Source organism: Variovorax sp. EBFNA2 (assembly GCF_033802765.1).
Taxonomy (GTDB): domain Bacteria; phylum Pseudomonadota; class Gammaproteobacteria; order Burkholderiales; family Burkholderiaceae_C; genus Variovorax; species Variovorax paradoxus_H.
Genome location: NZ_CP138496.1, coordinates 4,372,311 through 4,392,577, shown reverse-complemented (window position 1 = coordinate 4,392,577; position 20,267 = coordinate 4,372,311). Strand labels below are relative to the sequence as shown.

At 65.7% G+C, this 20,267-nt stretch carries 20 protein-coding genes and 1 tRNA gene; 19 read left to right on the top strand and 2 right to left on the bottom strand.

All coding sequences use genetic code 11. The features are described from left to right. The first annotated feature begins 99 nt into the window (after positions 1-99). Positions 100-1,161: a tRNA (adenosine(37)-N6)-threonylcarbamoyltransferase complex transferase subunit TsaD gene (tsaD, locus tag RZE79_RS20695; RefSeq protein ID WP_319356503.1), complete on the top strand. Its 1,062-nt coding sequence runs from the start codon at positions 100-102 to the stop codon at positions 1,159-1,161. Here the strand turns inward: tsaD and RZE79_RS20690 are convergent. Continuing rightward, positions 1,097-1,873 carry an alpha/beta hydrolase gene (locus RZE79_RS20690; protein WP_319356501.1) on the bottom strand — a complete coding sequence of 259 codons (777 nt, stop codon included), beginning with the start codon at positions 1,871-1,873 and terminating at the stop codon, positions 1,097-1,099. The two genes, tsaD and RZE79_RS20690, sit on opposite strands and share 65 nt — an antisense overlap. 191 nt (positions 1,874-2,064) lie before the next feature. Beyond that, positions 2,065-2,436: an Hsp20/alpha crystallin family protein gene (locus tag RZE79_RS20685; RefSeq protein ID WP_319356499.1), complete on the bottom strand. Its 372-nt coding sequence runs from the start codon at positions 2,434-2,436 to the stop codon at positions 2,065-2,067. A 127-nt stretch (positions 2,437-2,563) separates the two neighbouring features. On the opposite strand from RZE79_RS20685, the gene RZE79_RS20680 reads away from it, so the two are divergent. From RZE79_RS20680 to nuoH, 18 genes are all read left to right on the top strand, one after another. Next, on the top strand, positions 2,564-3,847 hold the full coding sequence (locus RZE79_RS20680) for a branched-chain amino acid ABC transporter substrate-binding protein (protein WP_319356497.1): 1,284 nt from the start codon (positions 2,564-2,566) through the stop codon (positions 3,845-3,847). 46 nt (positions 3,848-3,893) lie between these two features. After that, the gene (locus tag RZE79_RS20675; protein WP_319356494.1) at positions 3,894-5,057 is read left to right on the top strand and encodes a pyridoxal phosphate-dependent aminotransferase; all 1,164 of its coding nucleotides are present in this window, start codon (positions 3,894-3,896) and stop codon (positions 5,055-5,057) included. Between the two features lie 11 nt (positions 5,058-5,068). Further along, entirely contained in the window at positions 5,069-5,869 is an 801-nt protein-coding gene (locus RZE79_RS20670) for an AraC family transcriptional regulator (RefSeq protein WP_319356492.1), read from the top strand. A 98-nt stretch (positions 5,870-5,967) separates the two neighbouring features. After that, positions 5,968-6,978 (top strand): DMT family transporter, encoded by a 1,011-nt coding sequence (locus RZE79_RS20665; RefSeq protein WP_319356490.1) that lies wholly within the window; start codon positions 5,968-5,970, stop codon positions 6,976-6,978. Continuing rightward, positions 6,975-7,241, top strand: a complete 267-nt coding sequence (gene rpsO / locus RZE79_RS20660) for a 30S ribosomal protein S15 (protein WP_056579564.1) — start codon at positions 6,975-6,977, stop codon at positions 7,239-7,241. Before RZE79_RS20665 ends, rpsO begins: the two co-directional genes overlap by 4 nt. Positions 7,242-7,445: 204 nt before the next feature. Beyond that, positions 7,446-9,773 carry a polyribonucleotide nucleotidyltransferase gene (pnp, locus tag RZE79_RS20655; RefSeq protein ID WP_319356486.1) on the top strand — a complete coding sequence of 776 codons (2,328 nt, stop codon included), beginning with the start codon at positions 7,446-7,448 and terminating at the stop codon, positions 9,771-9,773. Positions 9,774-9,863: 90 nt separating this feature from the next. Next, complete coding sequence (locus tag RZE79_RS20650) at positions 9,864-10,862, top strand: NAD(P)H-quinone oxidoreductase (protein WP_319356484.1); 999 nt, start codon at positions 9,864-9,866, stop codon at positions 10,860-10,862. Between the two features lie 13 nt (positions 10,863-10,875). Further along, the gene (gene tpiA / locus RZE79_RS20645) at positions 10,876-11,640 is read left to right on the top strand and encodes a triose-phosphate isomerase (protein WP_319356482.1); all 765 of its coding nucleotides are present in this window, start codon (positions 10,876-10,878) and stop codon (positions 11,638-11,640) included. A 38-nt stretch (positions 11,641-11,678) separates the two neighbouring features. Further along, entirely contained in the window at positions 11,679-12,089 is a 411-nt protein-coding gene (secG, locus tag RZE79_RS20640; protein ID WP_153283057.1) for a preprotein translocase subunit SecG, read from the top strand. 119 nt (positions 12,090-12,208) lie between these two features. After that, positions 12,209-12,293: transfer RNA gene (locus tag RZE79_RS20635), tRNA-Leu, on the top strand. Between the two features lie 67 nt (positions 12,294-12,360). Then, entirely contained in the window at positions 12,361-12,720 is a 360-nt protein-coding gene (locus RZE79_RS20630; protein WP_099791025.1) for an NADH-quinone oxidoreductase subunit A, read from the top strand. 15 nt (positions 12,721-12,735) lie between these two features. After that, positions 12,736-13,215 (top strand): NADH-quinone oxidoreductase subunit B family protein, encoded by a 480-nt coding sequence (locus RZE79_RS20625; RefSeq protein WP_007837763.1) that lies wholly within the window; start codon positions 12,736-12,738, stop codon positions 13,213-13,215. A gap of 13 nt (positions 13,216-13,228) precedes the next feature. Beyond that, positions 13,229-13,840 carry an NADH-quinone oxidoreductase subunit C gene (locus tag RZE79_RS20620; RefSeq protein WP_319356468.1) on the top strand — a complete coding sequence of 204 codons (612 nt, stop codon included), beginning with the start codon at positions 13,229-13,231 and terminating at the stop codon, positions 13,838-13,840. A gap of 5 nt (positions 13,841-13,845) precedes the next feature. Next, positions 13,846-15,099 (top strand): NADH-quinone oxidoreductase subunit D, encoded by a 1,254-nt coding sequence (locus RZE79_RS20615; protein WP_099791021.1) that lies wholly within the window; start codon positions 13,846-13,848, stop codon positions 15,097-15,099. A 10-nt stretch (positions 15,100-15,109) separates the two neighbouring features. Continuing rightward, positions 15,110-15,652: an NAD(P)H-dependent oxidoreductase subunit E gene (nuoE, locus tag RZE79_RS20610; RefSeq protein WP_319356466.1), complete on the top strand. Its 543-nt coding sequence runs from the start codon at positions 15,110-15,112 to the stop codon at positions 15,650-15,652. Next, positions 15,652-16,992, top strand: coding sequence for an NADH-quinone oxidoreductase subunit NuoF (gene nuoF / locus RZE79_RS20605; RefSeq protein WP_070063112.1), 1,341 nt, complete (start codon positions 15,652-15,654; stop codon positions 16,990-16,992). The genes nuoE and nuoF overlap by 1 nt, the downstream gene beginning before the upstream one ends. Before the next feature lie 20 nt (positions 16,993-17,012). Then, the gene (gene nuoG, locus RZE79_RS20600; protein ID WP_319356464.1) at positions 17,013-19,184 is read left to right on the top strand and encodes an NADH-quinone oxidoreductase subunit NuoG; all 2,172 of its coding nucleotides are present in this window, start codon (positions 17,013-17,015) and stop codon (positions 19,182-19,184) included. After that, positions 19,181-20,257: an NADH-quinone oxidoreductase subunit NuoH gene (gene nuoH, locus RZE79_RS20595; RefSeq protein ID WP_319356462.1), complete on the top strand. Its 1,077-nt coding sequence runs from the start codon at positions 19,181-19,183 to the stop codon at positions 20,255-20,257. Before nuoG ends, nuoH begins: the two co-directional genes overlap by 4 nt. The last annotated feature ends 10 nt before the right edge of the window (positions 20,258-20,267 follow it).

The window sequence follows — 20,267 nt, the reverse complement described above, 5'->3', positions numbered from 1 at the left end:
CGTGGGGAGGTAGGGGGAGCGCACTTGACTCGTGCAACTTCCGTGCCTCGCTTGCCCCTTCGCGGGCGCCGCCGACGGGCGGCCCCTACACTCGGCGCCATGCTCTTGTTGGGAATCGAATCATCCTGCGACGAGACCGGCGTGGCGCTGGTCGAGTCGCACGGCGACGCGCTGCCGCTGCTGCGTTCGCACGCGCTGCACAGCCAGATCGCCATGCATCAGGCCTACGGCGGCGTGGTGCCCGAGCTGGCCAGCCGCGACCACATCCGCCGCGTGCTGCCGCTCACCGAAGCCGTCATGGCCGAAGCCGGGCGCTCGCTCGCCGAGATCGACGTGGTGGCCTACACGCGCGGCCCGGGGCTGGCCGGCGCGCTGCTCGTGGGCGCGGGCGTGGCCTGCGCGCTCGGCGTGGCGCTGGGCAAGCCGGTGCTGGGGGTGCATCACCTCGAAGGGCACCTGCTGTCGCCGTTCCTGAGCGCCGACCCGCCCGAATTTCCGTTCGTGGCGCTGCTGGTGTCGGGCGGCCACACGCAGCTGATGCGGGTCGACGGCGTGGGCCGCTACGAACTGCTTGGCGAAACCATCGACGACGCGGCCGGCGAGGCCTTCGACAAGAGCGCCAAGCTCATGGGCCTGCCGTACCCCGGCGGCCCCTGGCTCGCGAAGCTGGCCGAAGAGGGCGACGCCGCGGCCTTCAAGCTGCCGCGACCGCTGCTGCACAGCGGCGATCTCGACTTTTCGTTTGCCGGCCTGAAGACGGCCGTGCTCACGCAGGCCAAGAAGCTCGGCGACCAGCTCGACGTGCGCAAGGCCGACCTGGCGGCGTCCACGCAGGCGGCGATCGTCGAGGTGCTGCTGAAGAAGTCGCTGGCGGCGCTCGACCAGACCGGCCTGAAGCGGCTGGTGGTGGCGGGCGGCGTGGGGGCCAACAAGAACCTGCGCGAGCAGCTGAACGCGGCGTGTGCGAAGCGCAAGGTGCGCGTGCACTACCCCGAGCTGCACCTGTGCACCGACAACGGCGCCATGATCGCCATGGCCGCTGCGATGCGGCTGCAGTCGGGTCTGTCGCAGGCTTCGGAGCGCTACGCCTTCGACGTCAAGCCGCGATGGCCGATGGCATCGCTGATGACGCCCGAGACGCCGCTGCCGGAAACCGCCTAGCCGGCGCGCGTGCGCCGCGCACGAGCGCGGGCAGCGAGGGCAGCGAGGGCAGCGGCAGCACGTCGAGCACATTGCGCCAGAGCTGGCGCCACTCGGGCCAGTCGTGGCCGCCTTCGGTGGTGAACACGCGTCCCGGCGGCAGGGCGTCGGCCAGCAGCTTGTGATTGCTGGCGAAGCGGTCGGCCAGGCCGAAACCCAGGTACAGCGGCGGCAGGTCTTTGGCGGGCTTGGGCGCCAGGTACTGCTGGAAGAAGGGCCAGAGCTTGCGGTCGGGTTCTTCGTCGGGCTGCGGCCCGGTGGGCGCCTGCCAGGCGCGCAGGCCGCCGGCCTTCTTGATCTCCGCGCCGAGCACGCGGCGCCCGAGGTAGGGCGCCAGCGCCACGATGCCGTCCACCGAGCCTGGCCGCGCCAGTTCGTGGATCAGCGCACCGAAACCGCCAATGGAAATGCCGACCAGCCAGATCGAGGTGTAGCCCTTGGCCCGCTGGGGCTCGATGACGTCGGCGTGCAGCCGCTCGCTCAAGGTCTGGTCGTAGTAGTAGGAGACGTCTGCATCCACCAGCAGCGCGTCGGCGGCCAGGTGCCGCTCGCGCACCGCACTGATGAAACCCTCGCGCTCGAACTCTTCGGGCTTGAGGTAAGCCCCTGGCAGGAAGATCAGGAGCGTGTCGGACCGTTCGGTGTCATCGGCGGACTGCAGGTGCGTTTTCATGGTGCCTTGAGGCACACCCGCTGTCCGCACCGTCCCGGGAACTCGATGCGTTTACGAGATGCCCACGAAGAAGAAAGTACTAATAAATCGTCACATCATGTGACGTTATACGGCACTATTGTGAATACGACGCTTGTTTAAAGTCAAAACAAGCTGTCACTAACATTTTCTTCGTGGGGGCATCGCTCGGACTAGTTGATCTGCAAGTTCGAAACCTGGCTTGCCGGCACCAGCTTGCCGAGCTTCAGGGTCAGCACGCCGTTCTCCAGCTTGGCGTCGCTGGTGGCCAGGTCGATGGCTTGCGGCAGCTCGTAGGCGAGCTTGATCTGGCGCTTGGCTTCGGCCTTGCTTTCGACGCGAACCACGGCGCCTTCGATGGCCACCGACAGGTCGTCACGCGACAGGCCGGGCACGTCGAGCGACAGGGTCCAGCTCTTGTCGTCCTGCTCGACCAGGGGCGAGCGGCGGGCGCCGGCGAAAGCCTCGTTCACGAAGCGCTCGAAAGCACGGTCGTGGGCACGGGGAGCGAAATGCGCGGTGCGCAGGGTGGGGGTGAAGAACATGGCTGAAACTCCTGGATGAATGAACACAACGGGGACATGGAATGTGTGTCCCTTACACTGCGCGGCCTTTCCATCGTGAGTGCCGCTTGACACCTCATCTAGGCGCATCGGCACGCGTTTCAAGACAATGAAATCCCCCTTTATTTGGCGCCGCCAGGCCTTGAAATTCGCAGCGGCGGCGCTATGCGCGACCCCGTTCGCCGGCCTTGCCCAGGCCCCGCCACCCGCCCCCATCCGGCTGGCGCTCATCGAGAGCATGAGCGGCCCGTTTGCCAACACCGGCGAGGCCGTGTTTCGCAACCTGCTGTGGGCCGTGGAGCGCGTGAACGCACGCGGCGGCGTGAAGCTGCCCGGCGGCGCACGACCGCTGCAGCTCGACCGCTACGACAGCAAGGGCCAGAACGAAGAAGCGCTGTCGGCACTGCGCGCGGCCATGGACGACGGCACCCGCATCGTGCTGCAGGGCAACTCGTCGGTGACGGCGGCGGCGCTGATCGATGCCATCGACAAGAACAACGAACGCGACCCGTCGCGGCGCGTGATCTTCCTGAACTACTCGGCCGTCGATCCGGTGCTGACCAACGAGCGCTGCAGCTTCTGGCACTTCCGCTTCGACGCCCATGCCGACATGCGCGTGGCCGCGCTGATGGACGTGGTGAAAGACGACGCGGCGCTCAAGCGCGTCTACCTGATCGGCCAGGACTACAGCTTCGGCCAGACCGTGCTGCGCGAATCGCGCCGCCAGCTCGGCGCACAGCGCCCCGACGTGGAGATCGTCGGCGACGAGCTGCACCCCATGGGCAAGGTGAAGGACTTCGCGCCCTACGCCACCAAGATCCTCGCCAGCGGCGCGCAGGCGGTGGTCACCGGCAACTGGGGCAACGACCTCACGCTGCTCGTGAAGGCCGCGCGCGAAGCCGGTTTCAACGGCACCTTCTACACCTTCTACGGCAACGCACTGGGCGCGCCCGCCGCCATCGGCGACGCGGGCATCGGCCGCGTGGTCGCCGTGGCCGACTGGCTGCCGAACGTGCAGACGCCGCAGTCCGAAGCCTTCTACCGGGCCTTTCGCACGCGCTTTCCGCGGCCGGCGGACGACTACGTGCACATGCGCATGCAGTTGCTGGTCGAGTCGCTCGCGCAGGCGCTAGAACGCGCGGGCAGCACCGAGGCCGTGCCGCTGGCGCGTGCGCTGGAGCAGGCCGACGTGAGCCTGTACGGCCAGCGCGGCCGCATGCGCGCGGCGGACCATCAGTTCCAGCAGCCGCTCGTCGTCGGCGTGATGGACAAGCAGGGCAAGCCCGGCGTGCAGTTCGACGTCGAGGGCTCGGGCTACGGGTTCCGCGTGATCAAGACGATCGCGCCCGAGCGCGCCGAGCAGCCGACCTCTTGCAAGATGAAGCGCCCTTGAATGGCCTTTGAGCGAACGACACCCGACAGCACAGGAACTCCCAGACATGCGTGAAGCCATCCACCACCTCGAAGCCTCGAAGATCCGCGAAGTCGCCAATGCCGGCATGGGCCGCGACGACGTGCTCGCCTTCTGGTTCGGCGAGAGCGACGAGGTCACTCCCGAGGTGATCCGCCAGGCGGCCATCGAGTCGCTGCAGCGCGGCGAAACCTTCTACGCGCACAACCTCGGCCTGCCCGAGCTGCGCGAAGCCATTGCGCGCTACACCAGCCGCCTGCATCCGGCGGTCGAGGCCTCGCGCATCGCCGTCACTTCGGGCGGCGTGAGCGCGCTCATGCTCGCGGTGCAGGCGCTGGTCGATGCGGGCGACGACGTGGTCGCCGTCACGCCCGTGTGGCCCAACCTCACGGCGCAGCCGGCGATCATGGGCGCGCAGGTGCGCACCGTGTCGCTGGTGCCGGTGAACGGACAGTGGACGCTCGACCTGCCCGCCTTGCGCGCGGCGGTCACGCCGAAGACGAAGCTGCTGATCGTCAACGCACCGAACAACCCCACGGGCTGGACGATGACGCGCGACGAGCAGCAGGCCGTGCTCGACCATTGCCGCGAGACCGGCACCTGGATCCTGGCCGACGAGGTGTACGAGCGCCTGTACTTCGAGCCCACGCCGAATGGCTGTGCGCCGAGCTTCCTCGATATCTCGACGCCGGATGACCGCCTGGTCGTGACGCACAGTTTCTCGAAGAGCTTCCTCATGACCGGCTGGCGCCTCGGATGGCTGGTGCTGCCGCCGGCGATGGTCGACGGCATCGGCAAGCTGATCGAGTTCAACACCTCGTGCGCCAGCGTGTTCACGCAACGCGCCGCCATCGCGGCGCTTGAGCACACGGCCGACATTACGCCGCGTGTGGTCGCACACCTGAAGCAGTGCCGCGACACGCTGGTGCCGCTGCTGGCGGCCTTGCCGGGCGTGCAGGTGGCGCCGGCCAAGGGCGGCATGTATGCCTTCTTCCGGCTCGAAGGTTTTGGCGATTCGCTCGAGCTCGCCAAGCGCCTCGTCGCCGAAGCGGGCCTGGGGCTCGCACCGGGCAACGCCTTCGCGCCCGAGGCGCAGGGCTGGCTGCGCTGGTGCTTCGCGTCGAAAGACCCGCAGCGGCTGGTGCAGGGCGTCGAGCGGCTGCGCGGCTGGCTGGCGAAGCAGCAGGGCTGAGGTTTTTGGGCATGGCGTCGAGGTCCACGCCCGTCGATGCCGTGCGCATCCGCGGATCGGCGCTGCCGGGCCTGCAGGCGATCGCGGCCGAATCGAACCGCAGCTTTCCGCGCCACATGCACGACGTGTTCGGCATCGGCGTGATGGACCGCGGCGGGCAGCGCTCGGCCAGCGGACGGGGTGCGGTCGAAGCGGTGCGGGGCGACGTCATCACGGTGAACCCGGGCGAGGTGCACGACGGCGTCGCGATGCGCGGTGAAGCGCGGGCCTGGCGGATGCTGCATCTGTCGCCTGCGCTGCTGTCGGATGGCGTTCCGCTGGGGTTCGAGCTGACGCGGCCCGTGTTGAGCGATCCGGCGCTGCGGCTGGGCTTTGATCGATTGTTCACGGCCGTCGTCGAAGGGGATGACGCGCTGGCGCTGGAGCAGGGCGTGCTGCAGCTGCTGCGCGATGCGCCTGGCGCGCGGGCTCCTGAGTCATCGCAGCGTGTGGCGCCGGCAGCGATGGAGCGCGCACGGGCTCGTATCGCCGACGACTGCATCCATGCGCCCACGCTCGCCGAACTGGCGCGTGAGGCGGGCCTGAGCCGCTACCAGTTGCTGCGCGGCTTTTCAGCTGCCTTCGGACTGCCGCCGCACGCCTGGCTGCAGCAGTGCCGGTTGTCGCACGCTCGCCGGCTGATCGCGCAGGGCAGGGCGCTGGCCGATGCCGCAGTCGACGCGGGCTTCGCTGACCAGAGCCACATGACGCGGGCCTTCGTGCGCTTCCTGGGCTTCACGCCCGGGGCGTATGCGGCCGCGCGCTGCGGCTGAGTCGTCCCCTTCCTGCAATTTCGTTCAAGACCGCCGATGCCCCGGCGGGAGACGCTCGCGCCTTTGTGGTTGCCAACGCAATCGGAAGGCGAAGAAACATGTCGGAACGAAGCAAGGGAATGTGGCTGTGCGCGCTTGCGATGGTCACGGTCGGCAGCACGGTGGTCGCGAGCAAGCTCATTGCGAGTGGCCTGCCGCCGTTCACGGCGACCGCGCTGCGCTTTGGGCTGGCGCTGCCCGTCTTTGCGGCGCTCATGTGGTTCATGCGCGTGCGGTGGCCGCGGCCCGATCGCCACGACGCCGTGCTGCTGCTGTGCCAGGCGGCGGCGGGCAGCGTCGGCTACACGGTGCTGCTGATTCTGGGCGTGCGCTGGGCGCCCGCCGCCGACGCGGGCGTGGTGACCGGCACGCTGCCGGCCATGGCCGCGCTGGTCGCTGTGCTGGCGCTGCGCGAGCGACCGGGGCGCTATCTGATCGGCGGGATCGTGCTCGCGAGCCTGGGCGTGCTGGCGATCACGCTGCGTCCGGGTGGGGAGGGCGGCGAGCGCATGCCGACCGCGTTGCTCGGCAACCTGCTGGTGCTGGGCGCGGTGGCGCTCGAGTCGCTCTTCATCCTGCTCCACAAGCGGCTGCGCGTGCCGCTGGCGCCGCTCGTGCAGTCGACGGCGATGGTCGCACTGGGGCTGCTGCTGTCCGTGGTTCCGGCGCTGCTGGAGCGCGCGTGGCTCCAGCCGGTGCCGGCCGAGGCGCTGGCCGGGGTGGCCTACTACGCGCTGGTGCCGACGGTGGCCGGCTTCCTGCTCTGGTACGCGGGCGCCGCCCGGCTGCGGGGCGCCGAGGCGGCGCTGTTCACGGCGCTGATGCCGGTGTCGGCCCTGGTCCTGGCCGCGTGGTGGCTGGGGGAAGCGGTGGGGTGGGCCCAGATCGCCGGCGCCGCCTGCGTGCTGGGGGCCGTGGGGCTGGTTTCGCTCGACGGAAGGCGGCGGGAAGGAGCGGTCAAGCCGGCCGATGTATACTCCCAAAGCTTTGCATGCCGCAAGGCGCACGGTGAGGGCAGTTCCAGTGCTCACCGCAAGTCAAACATCCCGGAACAAGGAAATTCAACATGATCGCAGCCTCCATCAAGGCCGAAGTTGTCAAAGACAACGCCCGTGCAGCCAACGACACCGGCAGCCCTGAAGTGCAAGTCGCACTGCTGACCGCCCGTATCAACGAGCTGACCCCCCACTTCAAGACGCACGCCAAGGACCACCACGGTCGTCGCGGCCTGCTGCGCATGGTCAGCCGCCGTCGCAAGCTCCTCGACTACCTCAAGTCCAAGGACGCCGAGCGTTACACCGCGCTGATCGCCAAGCTGGGTCTGCGCAAGTAATTCGAATCGCATGAAAAAACGCCTGGGTTAGTCCGCTAGCTCAGGCGTTTTTTACTTCGCGATCCACTTTCGGAGTGCCCAACAGAGCGAAGCTGTGTCATTCCAATGAAGTTCGCCCCGAGCTTCGCTGGAATGGCATCGTGTTCTGAGCAGCCTCCGACCCTTGCGAATCCTGTGTGATTCGCTATCAAAATAGGAGCAATAATGAGCCTCTTCAACAAAATCACCAAGTCCTTCCAATGGGGCGACAAGACCGTCGTCATGGAAACGGGCGAAGTCGCCCGTCAGGCCAATGGCGCCGTGCTGGTCGACATCGACGGCACCGTGATTCTGGCCACTGTGGTCGCCTCCAAGTCCGCCAAGCCCGGCCAAGACTTCTTCCCGCTGACCGTCGATTACATCGAGAAGACCTACGCTGCGGGCAAGATCCCCGGCAGCTTCTTCAAGCGCGAAGCCAAGCCCAGCGAGCACGAAACGCTGACGAGCCGCCTGATCGACCGCCCGATCCGCCCGCTGTTCCCCGAAGGTTTCCTGAACGAAGTGCACGTGGTGATCCACACCGTGTCGCTCAACCCTGAAGTCGACGCCGACATCGCCGCCATGATCGGCGTGAGCGCCGCGCTGTCGATCTCCGGCATCCCGTTCAGCGGCCCGATCGGTGCCGCCCGCGTGGGCTACATCAACGGCCAGTACGTGCTGAATCCGGGTCAGACGGCCCGCAAGGATTCGCAGATGGACCTCGTCGTCGCCGGCACGCAAGCTGCCGTGCTGATGGTCGAATCCGAAGCCCAGCAACTGAGCGAAGAAATCATGCTCGGCGGCGTGGTGTTCGGCCACGAACAAGCCAACATCGCGATCAACGCGATCCATGACCTCGTGCGCGACGCCGGCAAGCCGGTGTGGGACTGGCAGGCACCTGCCGAAGACGAAGCCTTCGTCGCCAAGGTCAAGGGCCTGGCCGAAGAAAAGCTGCGCGCTGTCTATCAAATTCGCAGCAAGCAAGCCCGCACGCAAGCACTGCGCGAAGCCAATGCCAGCGTGATGGCATCGCTGAAGGAAGGCGGCGAGCCTTTCGACGCCGGCAAGGTCAACGACCTGCTGTTCTCGATCGAATCGAAGATCGTTCGCAGCCAGATCCTGTCGGGTGAGCCCCGCATCGACGGCCGCGACACGCGCACCGTGCGTCCCATCGAGATCCGCAACTCGGTGCTGCCCCGCACCCACGGCTCGGCGCTGTTCACGCGCGGTGAAACGCAGGCGCTGGTCATCACCACGCTGGGCACCGAACGCGACGCACAGCGCATTGACGCGCTGGCCGGCGAGTACGAAGACCGCTTCCTGTTCCACTACAACATGCCTCCCTTTGCCACCGGTGAAGTGGGCCGCATGGGCTCGACCAAGCGCCGCGAAATCGGCCACGGCCGCCTGGCCAAGCGCGCGCTCGTCGCCGTGCTGCCGACCAAGGAGGAATTCCCGTACACCATTCGCGTGGTGTCGGAAATCACCGAATCGAACGGCTCCTCGTCGATGGCTTCGGTCTGCGGCGGCTGCCTCTCGATGATGGACGCCGGCGTGCCCATGAAGGCGCACGTGGCCGGTATCGCCATGGGCCTGATCAAGGAAGACAACCGCTTCGCAGTGCTGACCGACATCCTGGGCGATGAAGATCACCTGGGCGACATGGACTTCAAGGTGGCCGGCACGACCAACGGCATCACCGCGCTGCAGATGGACATCAAGATCCAGGGCATCACCAAGGAAATCATGCAGGTCGCACTGGCGCAAGCCAAGGAAGCGCGCATGCACATCCTGGGCAAGATGCAAGAAGCGATGGGCGAGGCCAAGGCCGAAGTCTCCAGCTTCGCGCCGCGCCTGACCACGCTGAAGATCAATCCCGAGAAGATCCGCGACGTGATCGGCAAGGGCGGCTCGGTCATCCGTGGCCTGCAGGAAGAAACCGGCACGACGATCAACATCGACGAAGACGGCACCATCACCATCGCCTCGACCGATCCGGAAAAGGCAGAGTTCGCCAAGCGCCGCATCGAGCAGATCACCGCTGAAGTCGAAATCGGCAAGGTCTACGAAGGCCCGGTCACCAAGATCCTGGACTTCGGCGCGCTCATCAACCTGCTGCCCGGCAAGGACGGCCTGCTGCACATCAGCCAGATCGCGCACGAGCGCGTCGAGAAGGTGACCGACTATCTGAGCGAAGGCCAGATCGTGAAGGTCAAGGTTCTCGAGACGGACGAAAAGGGCCGCGTCAAGCTGTCCATGAAGGCCCTGACCGAGCGTCCGGCCGGCATGGAATACAGCGAGCGCCCGCCGCGTGAAGACCGTGGCGATCGCGGTGACCGTGGTGGCGACCGCCGTGAGCGTTCGGACCGTGGCGATCGCGGCGGCGACCGTGGTGGTGATCGTGGCGAGCGCGCACCGCGCTTCAACGACCAGCAGCAACAGCCCCGCGGCGAGCAGCAACAGCAGCCCGCTGGCGAGTCGCAGCAGCAAGCCCCGCGCGAACCGCAGGAGTAAGCAGTGAGGCGCGACGGCCTGGTGCCGTCGCCTCTCGTGGACAGCCATTGATGCCCGCCCCCGTGCGGGCATCCGAGTCTCGGAGACCCCATGAAAGCCATTGAGATCACTTCGTACGGCGCCCCCGAGGTGCTGCGCGTCGCTGTGCGTCCCGACCCGGTCGCCGGCGAGGGCGAGCTCCTGATCCGCGTGGCGGCCAGCGGCGTCAATCGTCCGGACGTGCTGCAGCGGATGGGGCATTACCCCGTGCCGCCCGGCGCTTCCGATCTGCCGGGCCTTGAGGTGGCCGGCGAGATCGTGTCGGGCGACGCCAAGGCGCTGGCTGATGCGGGCTTCAAGGTCGGCGACCGCGTGTGCGCGCTGGTGGCTGGTGGCGGCTATGCCGAGCTGTGCGTGGCGCCTGTGGCGCAGTGCCTGCCGGTGCCCAAGGGCTGGAGCGATATCGAGGCGGCCTCGCTGCCTGAAACCTTCTTCACCGTCTGGAGCAATGTGTTCGAGCGCGGCCGGCTGCAGAAGGGCGAGACCCTGCTGATCCAGGGCGGCTCGAGCGGCATCGGCGTCACGGCGATCCAGATCGCCAGGGCGCTCGGCGCGACCGTGATCGTCACGGCCGGCAGCGACGACAAGTGCGAAGCCTGCCTGAAACTCGGCGCCGACCACGCGATCAACTACCGCACAAGCGATTTCGTCGAAGCGGCGAAGCAGCTCACCGGCGGCAAGGGCGTGGACGTGGTGCTCGACATGGTGGCGGGCGACTATGTGGCACGCGAGATCGAATGCCTGGCCGAAGACGGCCGGCTCGTGATCATTGCGGTGCAGGGCGGTGTGAAGAGCGAGATCAACGCGGGCCTCGTGCTGCGTCGGCGGCTCACGATCACCGGCTCGACGCTGCGTCCGCGGCCGGTGGCGTTCAAGGGCGCCATCGCCAAGGCGCTGCGCGAGAAGGTCTGGCCGCTGCTCGAAAGCGGCGCGGTCAAGCCCGTGATTCACAGCACCTACGCTGCAGCGGGTGAGCCCAGCGGCGCAGCCCAGGCGCACACCCTGATGGAATCGAACCAGCACATCGGCAAGATCGTGCTGACTTGGTGAGACAAACAACGCGATGACAACCTTCAAGAAACTGATTGCCGGCAACTGGAAGATGAATGGCGGCCTGGCCGCCAACGAGGCGCTGGTGAAGGCCCTGCAGCAAGGGCTGGCTGTCAGCCCGGCGGCGTGCGGTGTCGCACTGTGTGCGCCTGCGCCGTACTTTGCCCAGCTGCAATCGCTGCTGGCGGACACGCCGTCGCTGGCGCTCGGTGCGCAGGACATCTCGGCCCACCCGCAAGGTGCGTTCACCGGTGAGCAATCGGCGGCGATGCTGAAGGACTTCGGCGTGCGCTATGCCATCGTCGGCCATTCGGAGCGTCGCCAGTACCACGGCGAAACCGACGACGTGGTGGCGGCCAAGACGGCGGCGGCGCTGGCGAACGGCATCACGCCGATCGTCTGTGTCGGCGAGACGCTGGCACAGCGCGAAGCAGGGCAGACGGAAGAGGTCGTCAAGCGTCAGCTGGCGGCGGTGATTCATCTGAACGGCCACTGCATCAGCGAGATCGTCGTGGCCTATGAGCCGGTCTGGGCCATCGGCACGGGCAAGACGGCTTCGCCGGAGCAGGCGCAGGCGGTGCACGCCGTGCTGCGTGCGCAACTGCACCATGCGGCGAGCGAGCATGCCGCGGGCATCAAGATTCTGTACGGCGGCAGCATGAACGCGGCGAACGCCGCCGAACTGCTGGCGCAGGCCGACATCGACGGCGGCCTCATCGGTGGCGCCTCGCTGAAGGCGCCCGACTTTTTGCAGATCATTTCTGCCGCTGCACGCTGATCGCGGCAACGGCAGCCATCACTTAGGAGTAAGAACGAATGAACGTGGTCCTCAATCTTCTGGTCGGCGTGCAAATGCTGTCGGCGCTGGCAATGATCGGCCTGATCCTGATCCAGCACGGCAAGGGCGCCGACATGGGTGCGGCCTTCGGCAGCGGCAGTGCGGGCAGCCTGTTCGGTGCCAGCGGCAGTGCCAACTTCCTTTCGCGCACGACGGCCGTGCTGGCTGCGGTGTTCTTTGCTTGCACGCTGTTGCTGGCTTACTTCAGTCACGCACGTCCTGCGGGCGGTGGCAGCCTGCTGGAGCGCGCCGCCGTGGGCACGCCTGCTGCACCGGCTGCTCCTGCGACGGGCGCTGCGGGTGAAATCCCCTCTGCAGCAGCGCCTGCCAAGGCTGCTTCGGCGCCTGCGGCTCCTGTTTCGGGCACCGGCCAGATTCCGGCCAAGTAATCAGGTTGTTTTCATGCAGCCGTCTGTGAGAAACGGCTTCATTTCAGGGTAAACTCTAAATCTGTTCAGAAAGCCAAATGCCTCAACGGCACCTCATGCCATCTGGACAGTTTAAAACCGCGGTCGTGGTGAAATTGGTAGACACGCTATCTTGAGGGGGTAGTGGCGAAAGCTGTGCGAGTTCGAGTCTCGCCGACCGCACCAAATCTCACCGGCAGAAGATCTCTATCCAGAGGCTCTTCTGTCGGTGGCAAGCGGTGAAAATTTCTCGATGAACCTCGATTCCTACCTTCCCGTCCTTTTGTTCATTCTGGTCGGGGTCGGCGTAGGCGTCGCCCCGCAAGTCATCGGATACATCCTTGGGCCCAATCGGCCCAATGCTGCGAAGAACGCGCCTTACGAGTGCGGCTTCGAAGCCTTCGAGGATGCGCGCATGAAGTTCGACGTGCGCTATTACCTCGTCGCGATTCTCTTCATCCTCTTCGATCTCGAAATTGCCTTTCTCTTTCCGTGGGCCATTGCGCTCAAGGAAATCGGCGCTGTTGGCTTCTGGGCCATGATGATCTTTCTCGCCATCCTCGTCGTGGGCTTTGTCTACGAGTGGAAAAAAGGCGCGCTCGACTGGGAATGACAAGGAAGCAACACGATGGCCATTGAAGGCGTTCTCAAAGAAGGCTTCGTCACCACGACCTACGACTCGGTCGTGAACTGGGCGAAGACCGGATCTCTCTGGCCGATGACGTTCGGCCTCGCATGCTGTGCGGTCGAAATGATGCACGCGGGCGCTGCCCGCTACGACATCGATCGTTTCGGCATGTTGTTCCGCCCCAGCCCGCGTCAGTCCGATCTGATGATCGTGGCCGGCACGCTGTGCAACAAGATGGCGCCGGCGCTGCGCAAGGTCTATGACCAGATGCCCGAGCCGCGCTGGGTGCTCTCGATGGGCTCCTGCGCGAACGGCGGAGGCTATTACCACTACAGCTATTCCGTGGTGCGTGGCTGCGACCGCATCGTGCCGGTCGACGTCTATGTGCCGGGTTGCCCGCCCACCGCTGAAGCGCTGTTGTACGGCGTGATTCAGCTGCAGCAGAAAATTCGCCGCACCAATACCATTGCCCGCGCTTGAGAGATTGCCGACGATGACTGACTTTGCAATTTCGCCGGAGGTGCTGCGCGCCACCATCGCCGAGACCCTCGGCGCCAAGGCCAAGAGCGTGACGCTCGCGCTCGAAGAGGTGACCGTTGTGGTCAGCGCCGCCGACTACATCGATGCGGCATTGCTGCTGCGCGATGCGCCCGGCTGCCGCTTCGAGCAGCTGATCGACCTCTGCGGCATGGACTACTCCGACTACCGCGAAGGCGAGTGGCAGGGCGAGCGCTACTGCGTCGTCTCGCACCTGCTCTCCGTGAGCCTCAACCAGCGCGTGCGCCTCAAGGTGTTCGCGCCGAATGAAGACCTGCCCGTCGTCGACTCGCTTCAGCCCGTCTGGAGTGCCGCCACGTGGTTCGAACGCGAAGCCTTCGACCTGTACGGCATCGTGTTCGACGGCCACGACGACCTGCGTCGCATCCTGACCGACTACGGCTTCATCGGCCACCCGTTCCGCAAGGACTTCCCGGTGTCGGGTCACGTCGAAATGCGCTATGACGAAGAGCAGAAGCGTGTGGTCTACCAGCCGGTCTCGATCGAGCCGCGCGAAATCACGCCGCGCGTGATCCGCGAAGACAACTACGGCGGCGGTTTGCACTGACAGATATGGCCGAAATCAAGAATTACACACTCAACTTCGGTCCCCAGCACCCCGCAGCACACGGCGTGCTGCGCCTGGTGCTCGAGCTGGACGGCGAAGTGATCCAGCGTGCCGACCCCCACATCGGCCTGCTGCATCGCGCAACCGAGAAGCTCGCCGAATCGCGCACCTTCATCCAGTCGCTGCCCTACATGGACCGCCTCGACTACGTGTCGATGATGTCCAACGAGCACGCCTACTGCCTCGCTATCGAGCGGATGATGGGCCTGGACGTGCCGATCCGCGCGCAGTACATCCGCGTGATGTTCGCCGAGATCACCCGCCTGCTGAACCACCTGCTGTGGCTCGGTGCGCACGGTCTGGACTGCGGTGCGATGAACATGCTCATCTACTGCTTCCGCGAGCGTGAAGACCTGTTCGACATGTACGAAGCCGTGTCCGGCGCGCGCATGCACGCAGCGTACTTCCGTCCGGGCGGTGTCTACCGCGACCTGCCGGATTCGATGCCGCAGTACAAGGTCAGCAAGATCAAGAACGCGAAGGCGATCGAACGTCTGAACGAGAACCGCCAGGGTTCGCTGCTCGACTTCATCGACGACTTCTGCAAGCGCTTCCCGAAGATGGTCGACGAGTACGAAACGCTGCTCACCGACAACCGCATCTGGAAGCAGCGCACCGTGGGCATCGGCGTGGTCACGCCGGAGCGCGCGCTGAACCTCGGCTTCACCGGCCCGATGCTGCGTGGCTCGGGCGTCGAATGGGATCTGCGCAAGAAGCAGCCCTACGACGTCTACGACCAGATGCTGTTCGACGTGCCCGTCGGCAAGACCGGCGACTGCTACGACCGCTACCTTGTGCGCGTGGAAGAAATGCGCCAGGCCAACAAGATCATCCAGCAGTGCTCGGCATGGCTGCGTGTGAATCCGGGCCCGGTCATCACCGACAACCACAAGGTCGCCGCGCCCGCGCGCGAATCGATGAAGGCGAACATGGAGGAGCTGATCCACCATTTCAAGCTCTTCACCGAAGGCTTCCACGTGCCCGAAGGCGAAGCGTATGCCGCCGTCGAGCACCCCAAGGGCGAGTTCGGCATCTATCTCGTGAGCGACGGCGCCAACAAGCCGTACCGCCTGAAGATCCGCGCCCCGGGCTTCCCGCACCTCGCTGCCCTCGACGAAATGTCGCGCGGCCACATGATCGCCGACGCTGTCGCGGTGATCGGCACGATGGACATCGTGTTCGGCGAAATCGACAGGTGAGAAAGAGCGAATGACGACTTCCTCAACCCATCACCATGACGCGGTGCCTTCGGCGCCGTTGAAGGCCGCCATTCTCGAGCGCTTTGCGCGCGAGGTCGCGAAGTACCCCGAAGCCGGAAAGCAATCGGCCGTGATGGCCTGCCTCGCCATCGTCCAGCAGGACGAAGGCTTCGTGAGCGTGCAGCGCGAGCGCGAGATCGCCGCCTACCTCGGCATGGCGCCCATCGCCGTGCACGAAGTGACGACCTTCTACAACATGTACAACCAGCATCCGGTGGGCAAGTTCAAGCTCAACGTGTGCACCAACCTGCCATGCCAACTGCGTGACGGCGTCACCGCGCTCGTGCACCTCGAGAAGAAGCTCGGCATCAAGATGGGCGAGACCACCGACGACGGCCTGTTCACGCTGCAGCAGAGCGAGTGCCTGGGCGCTTGCGCCGATTCGCCCGTGATGCTGGTCAACGACCGCACCATGTGCAGCTTCATGAGTAACGACAAGCTCGACCAGCTCATCGACGGTTTGCGCAGTGCCAAGCCAGGGGAGGCTTCGTGATAACGCCCGAACAGGTTCTCTCGCAATTCCAGGCCACCGGTGTCCAGACCTGCTTCCATGACCGCCACATCGGCGCTCAGATCTATGCAGGCCTCGACGGCACCAACTGGCATCTGGCCGACTACGAGGCACGCGGCGGCTACCAGGCGCTGCGCAAGATCCTCACCGAGGGCCTCACGCCCGACCAGGTGATCGCCGAAGTGAAGGCCTCGGGCCTGCGCGGCCGTGGCGGCGCCGGCTTCCCGACCGGCCTGAAGTGGAGCTTCATGCCCCGCCAGTTCCCCGGCCAGAAGTACCTCGTCTGCAATTCGGACGAAGGCGAGCCCGGCACGTGCAAGGACCGCGACATCCTGCAGTTCAACCCGCACATCGTGATCGAAGGCATGGCCATCGCCGCGTATGCGATGGGCATCAGCGTGGGCTACAACTACATCCACGGCGAGATCTTCCAGAGCTACGACCGCTTCGAGGCCGCCCTCGAAGAAGCGCGTGCCGCGGGCTATCTCGGCGACAAGATCATGGGCAGCACGTACAACTTCCAGTTGCACGCGGCCCACGGCTTCGGTGCCTACATCTGCGGCGAAGAAACCGCGCTGCTCGAATCGCTCGAAGGCAAGAAGGGCCAGCCGCGCTTCAAGCCGCCGTTCCCGGCCAGCTTCGGCCTGTACGGCAAGCCGACCACCATCAACAACACCGAAACCTTCGCAGCGGTGCCCTGGATCATCCGCAACGGCGGCCAGGCCTACCTCGAGTGCGGCAAGCCGAACAACGGCGGCACCAAGATCTACTCGGTGAGCGGTGATGTCGAGTTGCCCGGCAACTACGAAGTGCCCATGGGCACACCGTTCTCCAAGCTGCTCGAACTGGCCGGCGGCGTGCGCAAGGGTCGCACGCTCAAGGCGGTGATTCCCGGCGGCTCGTCGTCGCCGGTGCTGCCGGCCGACATCATGATGGCCTGCACCATGGACTACGACTCCATCGCCAAGGCCGGCTCCATGCTGGGCTCGGGCGCGGTGATCGTCATGGACGACACACGCTCGATGGTCGAGTCGCTCAAGCGCCTCTCGTACTTCTACATGCACGAGTCCTGCGGTCAGTGCACCCCCTGCCGCGAAGGCACGGGCTGGCTCTACCGCGTGGTGGACCGCATCCACAACGGGCAAGGCAAGCCCAGCGACATGCAGTTGCTGGACTCCGTGGCCGGCGACATCATGGGCCGCACCATCTGTGCGCTCGGCGATGCGGCAGCGATGCCCGTGCGCGCCATGATCAAGCACTTCCGCCATGAGTTCGAGGCCCTGATTCCGGGTCACGTCCCGACGGCGCCCGTCAAGGCCTGAGTGCGAGAAGAAATACAGACATGATCGAAATCGAACTCGACGGCAAGAAGGTCGAAGTGACCGAAGGCAGCATGGTGATGCATGCGGCCGAAAAGGCGGGCACCTACATTCCGCACTTCTGCTATCACAAGAAACTCAGCATCGCGGCCAACTGCCGCATGTGCCTGGTCGACGTGGAAAAAGCGCCCAAGCCGATGCCGGCCTGCGCCACGCCCGTCACGCAGGGCATGATCGTTCGCACCAAGAGCGACAAGGCCATCAAGGCCCAGCAGTCCGTCATGGAGTTCCTGCTGATCAACCACCCGCTGGATTGCCCCATCTGCGACCAGGGCGGCGAATGCCAGCTGCAGGATCTGGCCGTGGGCTACGGCGGTTCTTCTTCGCGCTACGAAGAAGAAAAGCGCGTCGTGTTCCACAAGGACGTCGGCCCGCTGATCAGCATGGAGGAAATGAGCCGCTGCATCCATTGCACGCGCTGCGTCCGTTTCGGCCAGGAAGTGGCCGGCGTGATGGAGCTCGGCATGTCGCACCGCGGCGAGCACTCCGAAATCGAAACCTTCCTCGGCGACTCGGTCGACTCCGAACTGTCGGGCAACATGATCGACATCTGCCCGGTCGGCGCGCTCACGAGCAAGCCCTTCCGCTACAGCGCCCGCACCTGGGAACTGTCGCGCCGCAAGTCGGTGAGCCCGCACGACTCCACCGGTGCCAACCTGATCGTCCAGGTCAAGAACAACCGCGTGATGCGCGTGGTGCCGCTCGAGAACGAAGACGTCAACGAATGCTGGATTGCCGACCGCGACCGCTTCTCGTACGAAGCGCTCAACGGCACGGAACGCCTGACGCAGCCGATGCTCAAGCAGGGCGGCCAGTGGCAACAGGTCGACTGGCAGACGGCGCTTGAATACGTTGCCAACGGCCTCAAGCAGATCAAGACCGACCATGGTGCGCAAAGCATCGGCACGCTGGTCAGCCCGCACAGCACGCTCGAAGAGCTGCAACTCGCCGCCATGCTCACGCGTGAACTCGGCAGCGACAACATCGACTACCGCCTGCGCAACGCCGAATTCACGGCCTTCGAAGGCGTGCGTTGGCTCGGCACGTCGATCGCCTCGCTCACGCAAGTGCAGCGCGCGCTGGTCGTCGGTTCGAACCTGCGCAAGGAACATCCGTTGTTCGCACAGCGCATCCGCCAGGCCGTGCGCAAGGGCGCCGCGCTGTCGGTGATCACCTCGTCCAGCCTCATGGCCGACCGCGGTGCCTGGGCCATCGACGTGGCGCAAGCGTCCATCGTCGAAGCCGACCAATGGGTCGAGGCGCTGGCCGCCGTGGCCGTTGCCATCGGCCAGACCCAGGGCGCTGCCGCACCGCTGGCACCGAAGAACGAACCGGATGCCGCCGCACAAGCCATCGCAGCCTCGCTGCTGAGCGGCGAGCGCAAGGCGATTCTGCTCGGCAACGCTGCCGCGCACCACGCGCAAGCCAGCAGCCTGCTGGCCCTTGCGAACTGGATCGGCGCACAGACCGGCGCCACCGTCGGCTACCTGACCGAAGCGGGCAACACCGTGGGCGCACAGCTCGTGGGTGCCTTTCCGCAGAACGGCGGTCTCGATGCCGGTCGCATGCTCGCCGCCGGCTCCGGCCTCAAGGCCGTGCTGCTGCTGAACACCGAGCCGGTGTTCGACTCGGCCGCCGGTGCTGCCGCCGCCGATGTCATCGGCAATGCGCAGATGGTGGTCACGCTGAGCCCCTTCAAGGCCAACCTCGAGTTCAGCGACGTGCTGCTGCCCATCGCCCCGTTCACCGAAACGCCCGGCACCTTCGTCAATGCCGAAGGCCGCCTGCAAGGTTTCCATGCCGTCGTGAAGCCGCAAGGCGAAACGCGTCCGGCTTGGAAGGTGCTGCGCGTGCTGGCGAACCTGCTCGGCCTGCCGGGCTTCGCCTTCGAATCGACCGCCGAGGTGCTGGCCACCGTCGGTGACAAGGGCACCGTGCCGGCGAACGCGCTGAGCAACGCCACGTCCGCCAAGGCCGTTGCTGCCAGCGGCCCAGTGGCTGCGCCCGTGGTCGCGAGCATCTACCAGCTCGACTCGATCGTGCGTCGCGCACCGTCGCTGCAACTGACCGCCGATGCGCGCAACGCATCGACCGCACCGGGTGCGCCGGCTCAGGCCGAGGAGGCATTGGCATGATCGACACCATTCATGGCTTCGGCCTGGGGCTGGTGGCCGCAGGCTGGTGGACCGCCGTCATCTGGCCCGTGATCTGGACGCTGATCAAGATCATCGTCGTCGTGATTCCGCTGATGGGTGCCGTGGCGTACCTCACGCTGTGGGAACGCAAGGCCATCGGCTTCACGCAGATCCGTGTGGGCCCGAACCGCATCGGGCCGCTGGGCCTGCTGCAGCCGATCGCCGACGCGCTCAAGCTGATGACCAAGGAAATCATTCTTCCGACGGTCGCCAACAAGGGCCTGTTCCTGCTCGGCCCCATCATGACCATCATGCCGGCGCTCGCCGCATGGGCCGTGATTCCCTTCGGCCCTGATGTGGCGCTGGCCAACATCAACGCCGGCCTGCTGTTCGTGATGGCCATCACCTCGCTCGAGGTGTACGGCGTGATCATCGCCGGCTGGGCCTCGAACTCGAAGTACGCCTTCCTGGGCGCGCTGCGCGCCTCGGCACAGATGGTGAGCTACGAAATCGCGATGGGCTTCTGCTTCGTCGTGGTACTGATGGTCACGGGCAGCCTGAACATGTCCGACATCGTGACGGTGCAGGGCAAGGGCATGTTCCAGGACCTGGGCATCGGCTTCCTGTCGTGGAACTGGCTGCCGCTGCTGCCGATCTTCGTCGTCTACTTCATCTCGGGCCTGGCCGAAACCAACCGTCACCCGTTCGACGTGGTGGAAGGCGAGTCCGAAATCGTGGCCGGCCACATGATCGAGTACTCGGGCATGAGCTTCGCGATGTTCTTCCTGGCCGAGTACGCCAACATGTGGCTGGTCTCGATCCTGACCGTCATCCTGTTCCTCGGCGGATGGCTGCCGCCGTTCGAGTTCCTGAGCTTCATTCCAGGCTGGATCTGGCTGGGCCTCAAGACCTTCTGCGTGGTCACCATGTTCCTGTGGGTTCGCTCGACGTTCCCGCGCTTCCGTTACGACCAGATCATGCGTCTGGGCTGGAAGATCTTCATTCCCGTCACCCTGGTGTGGCTGGTCGTGGTCGGTGGCTGGATGCAGACGCCGTTCAACATCTGGAAATAAGCAGGAAGCG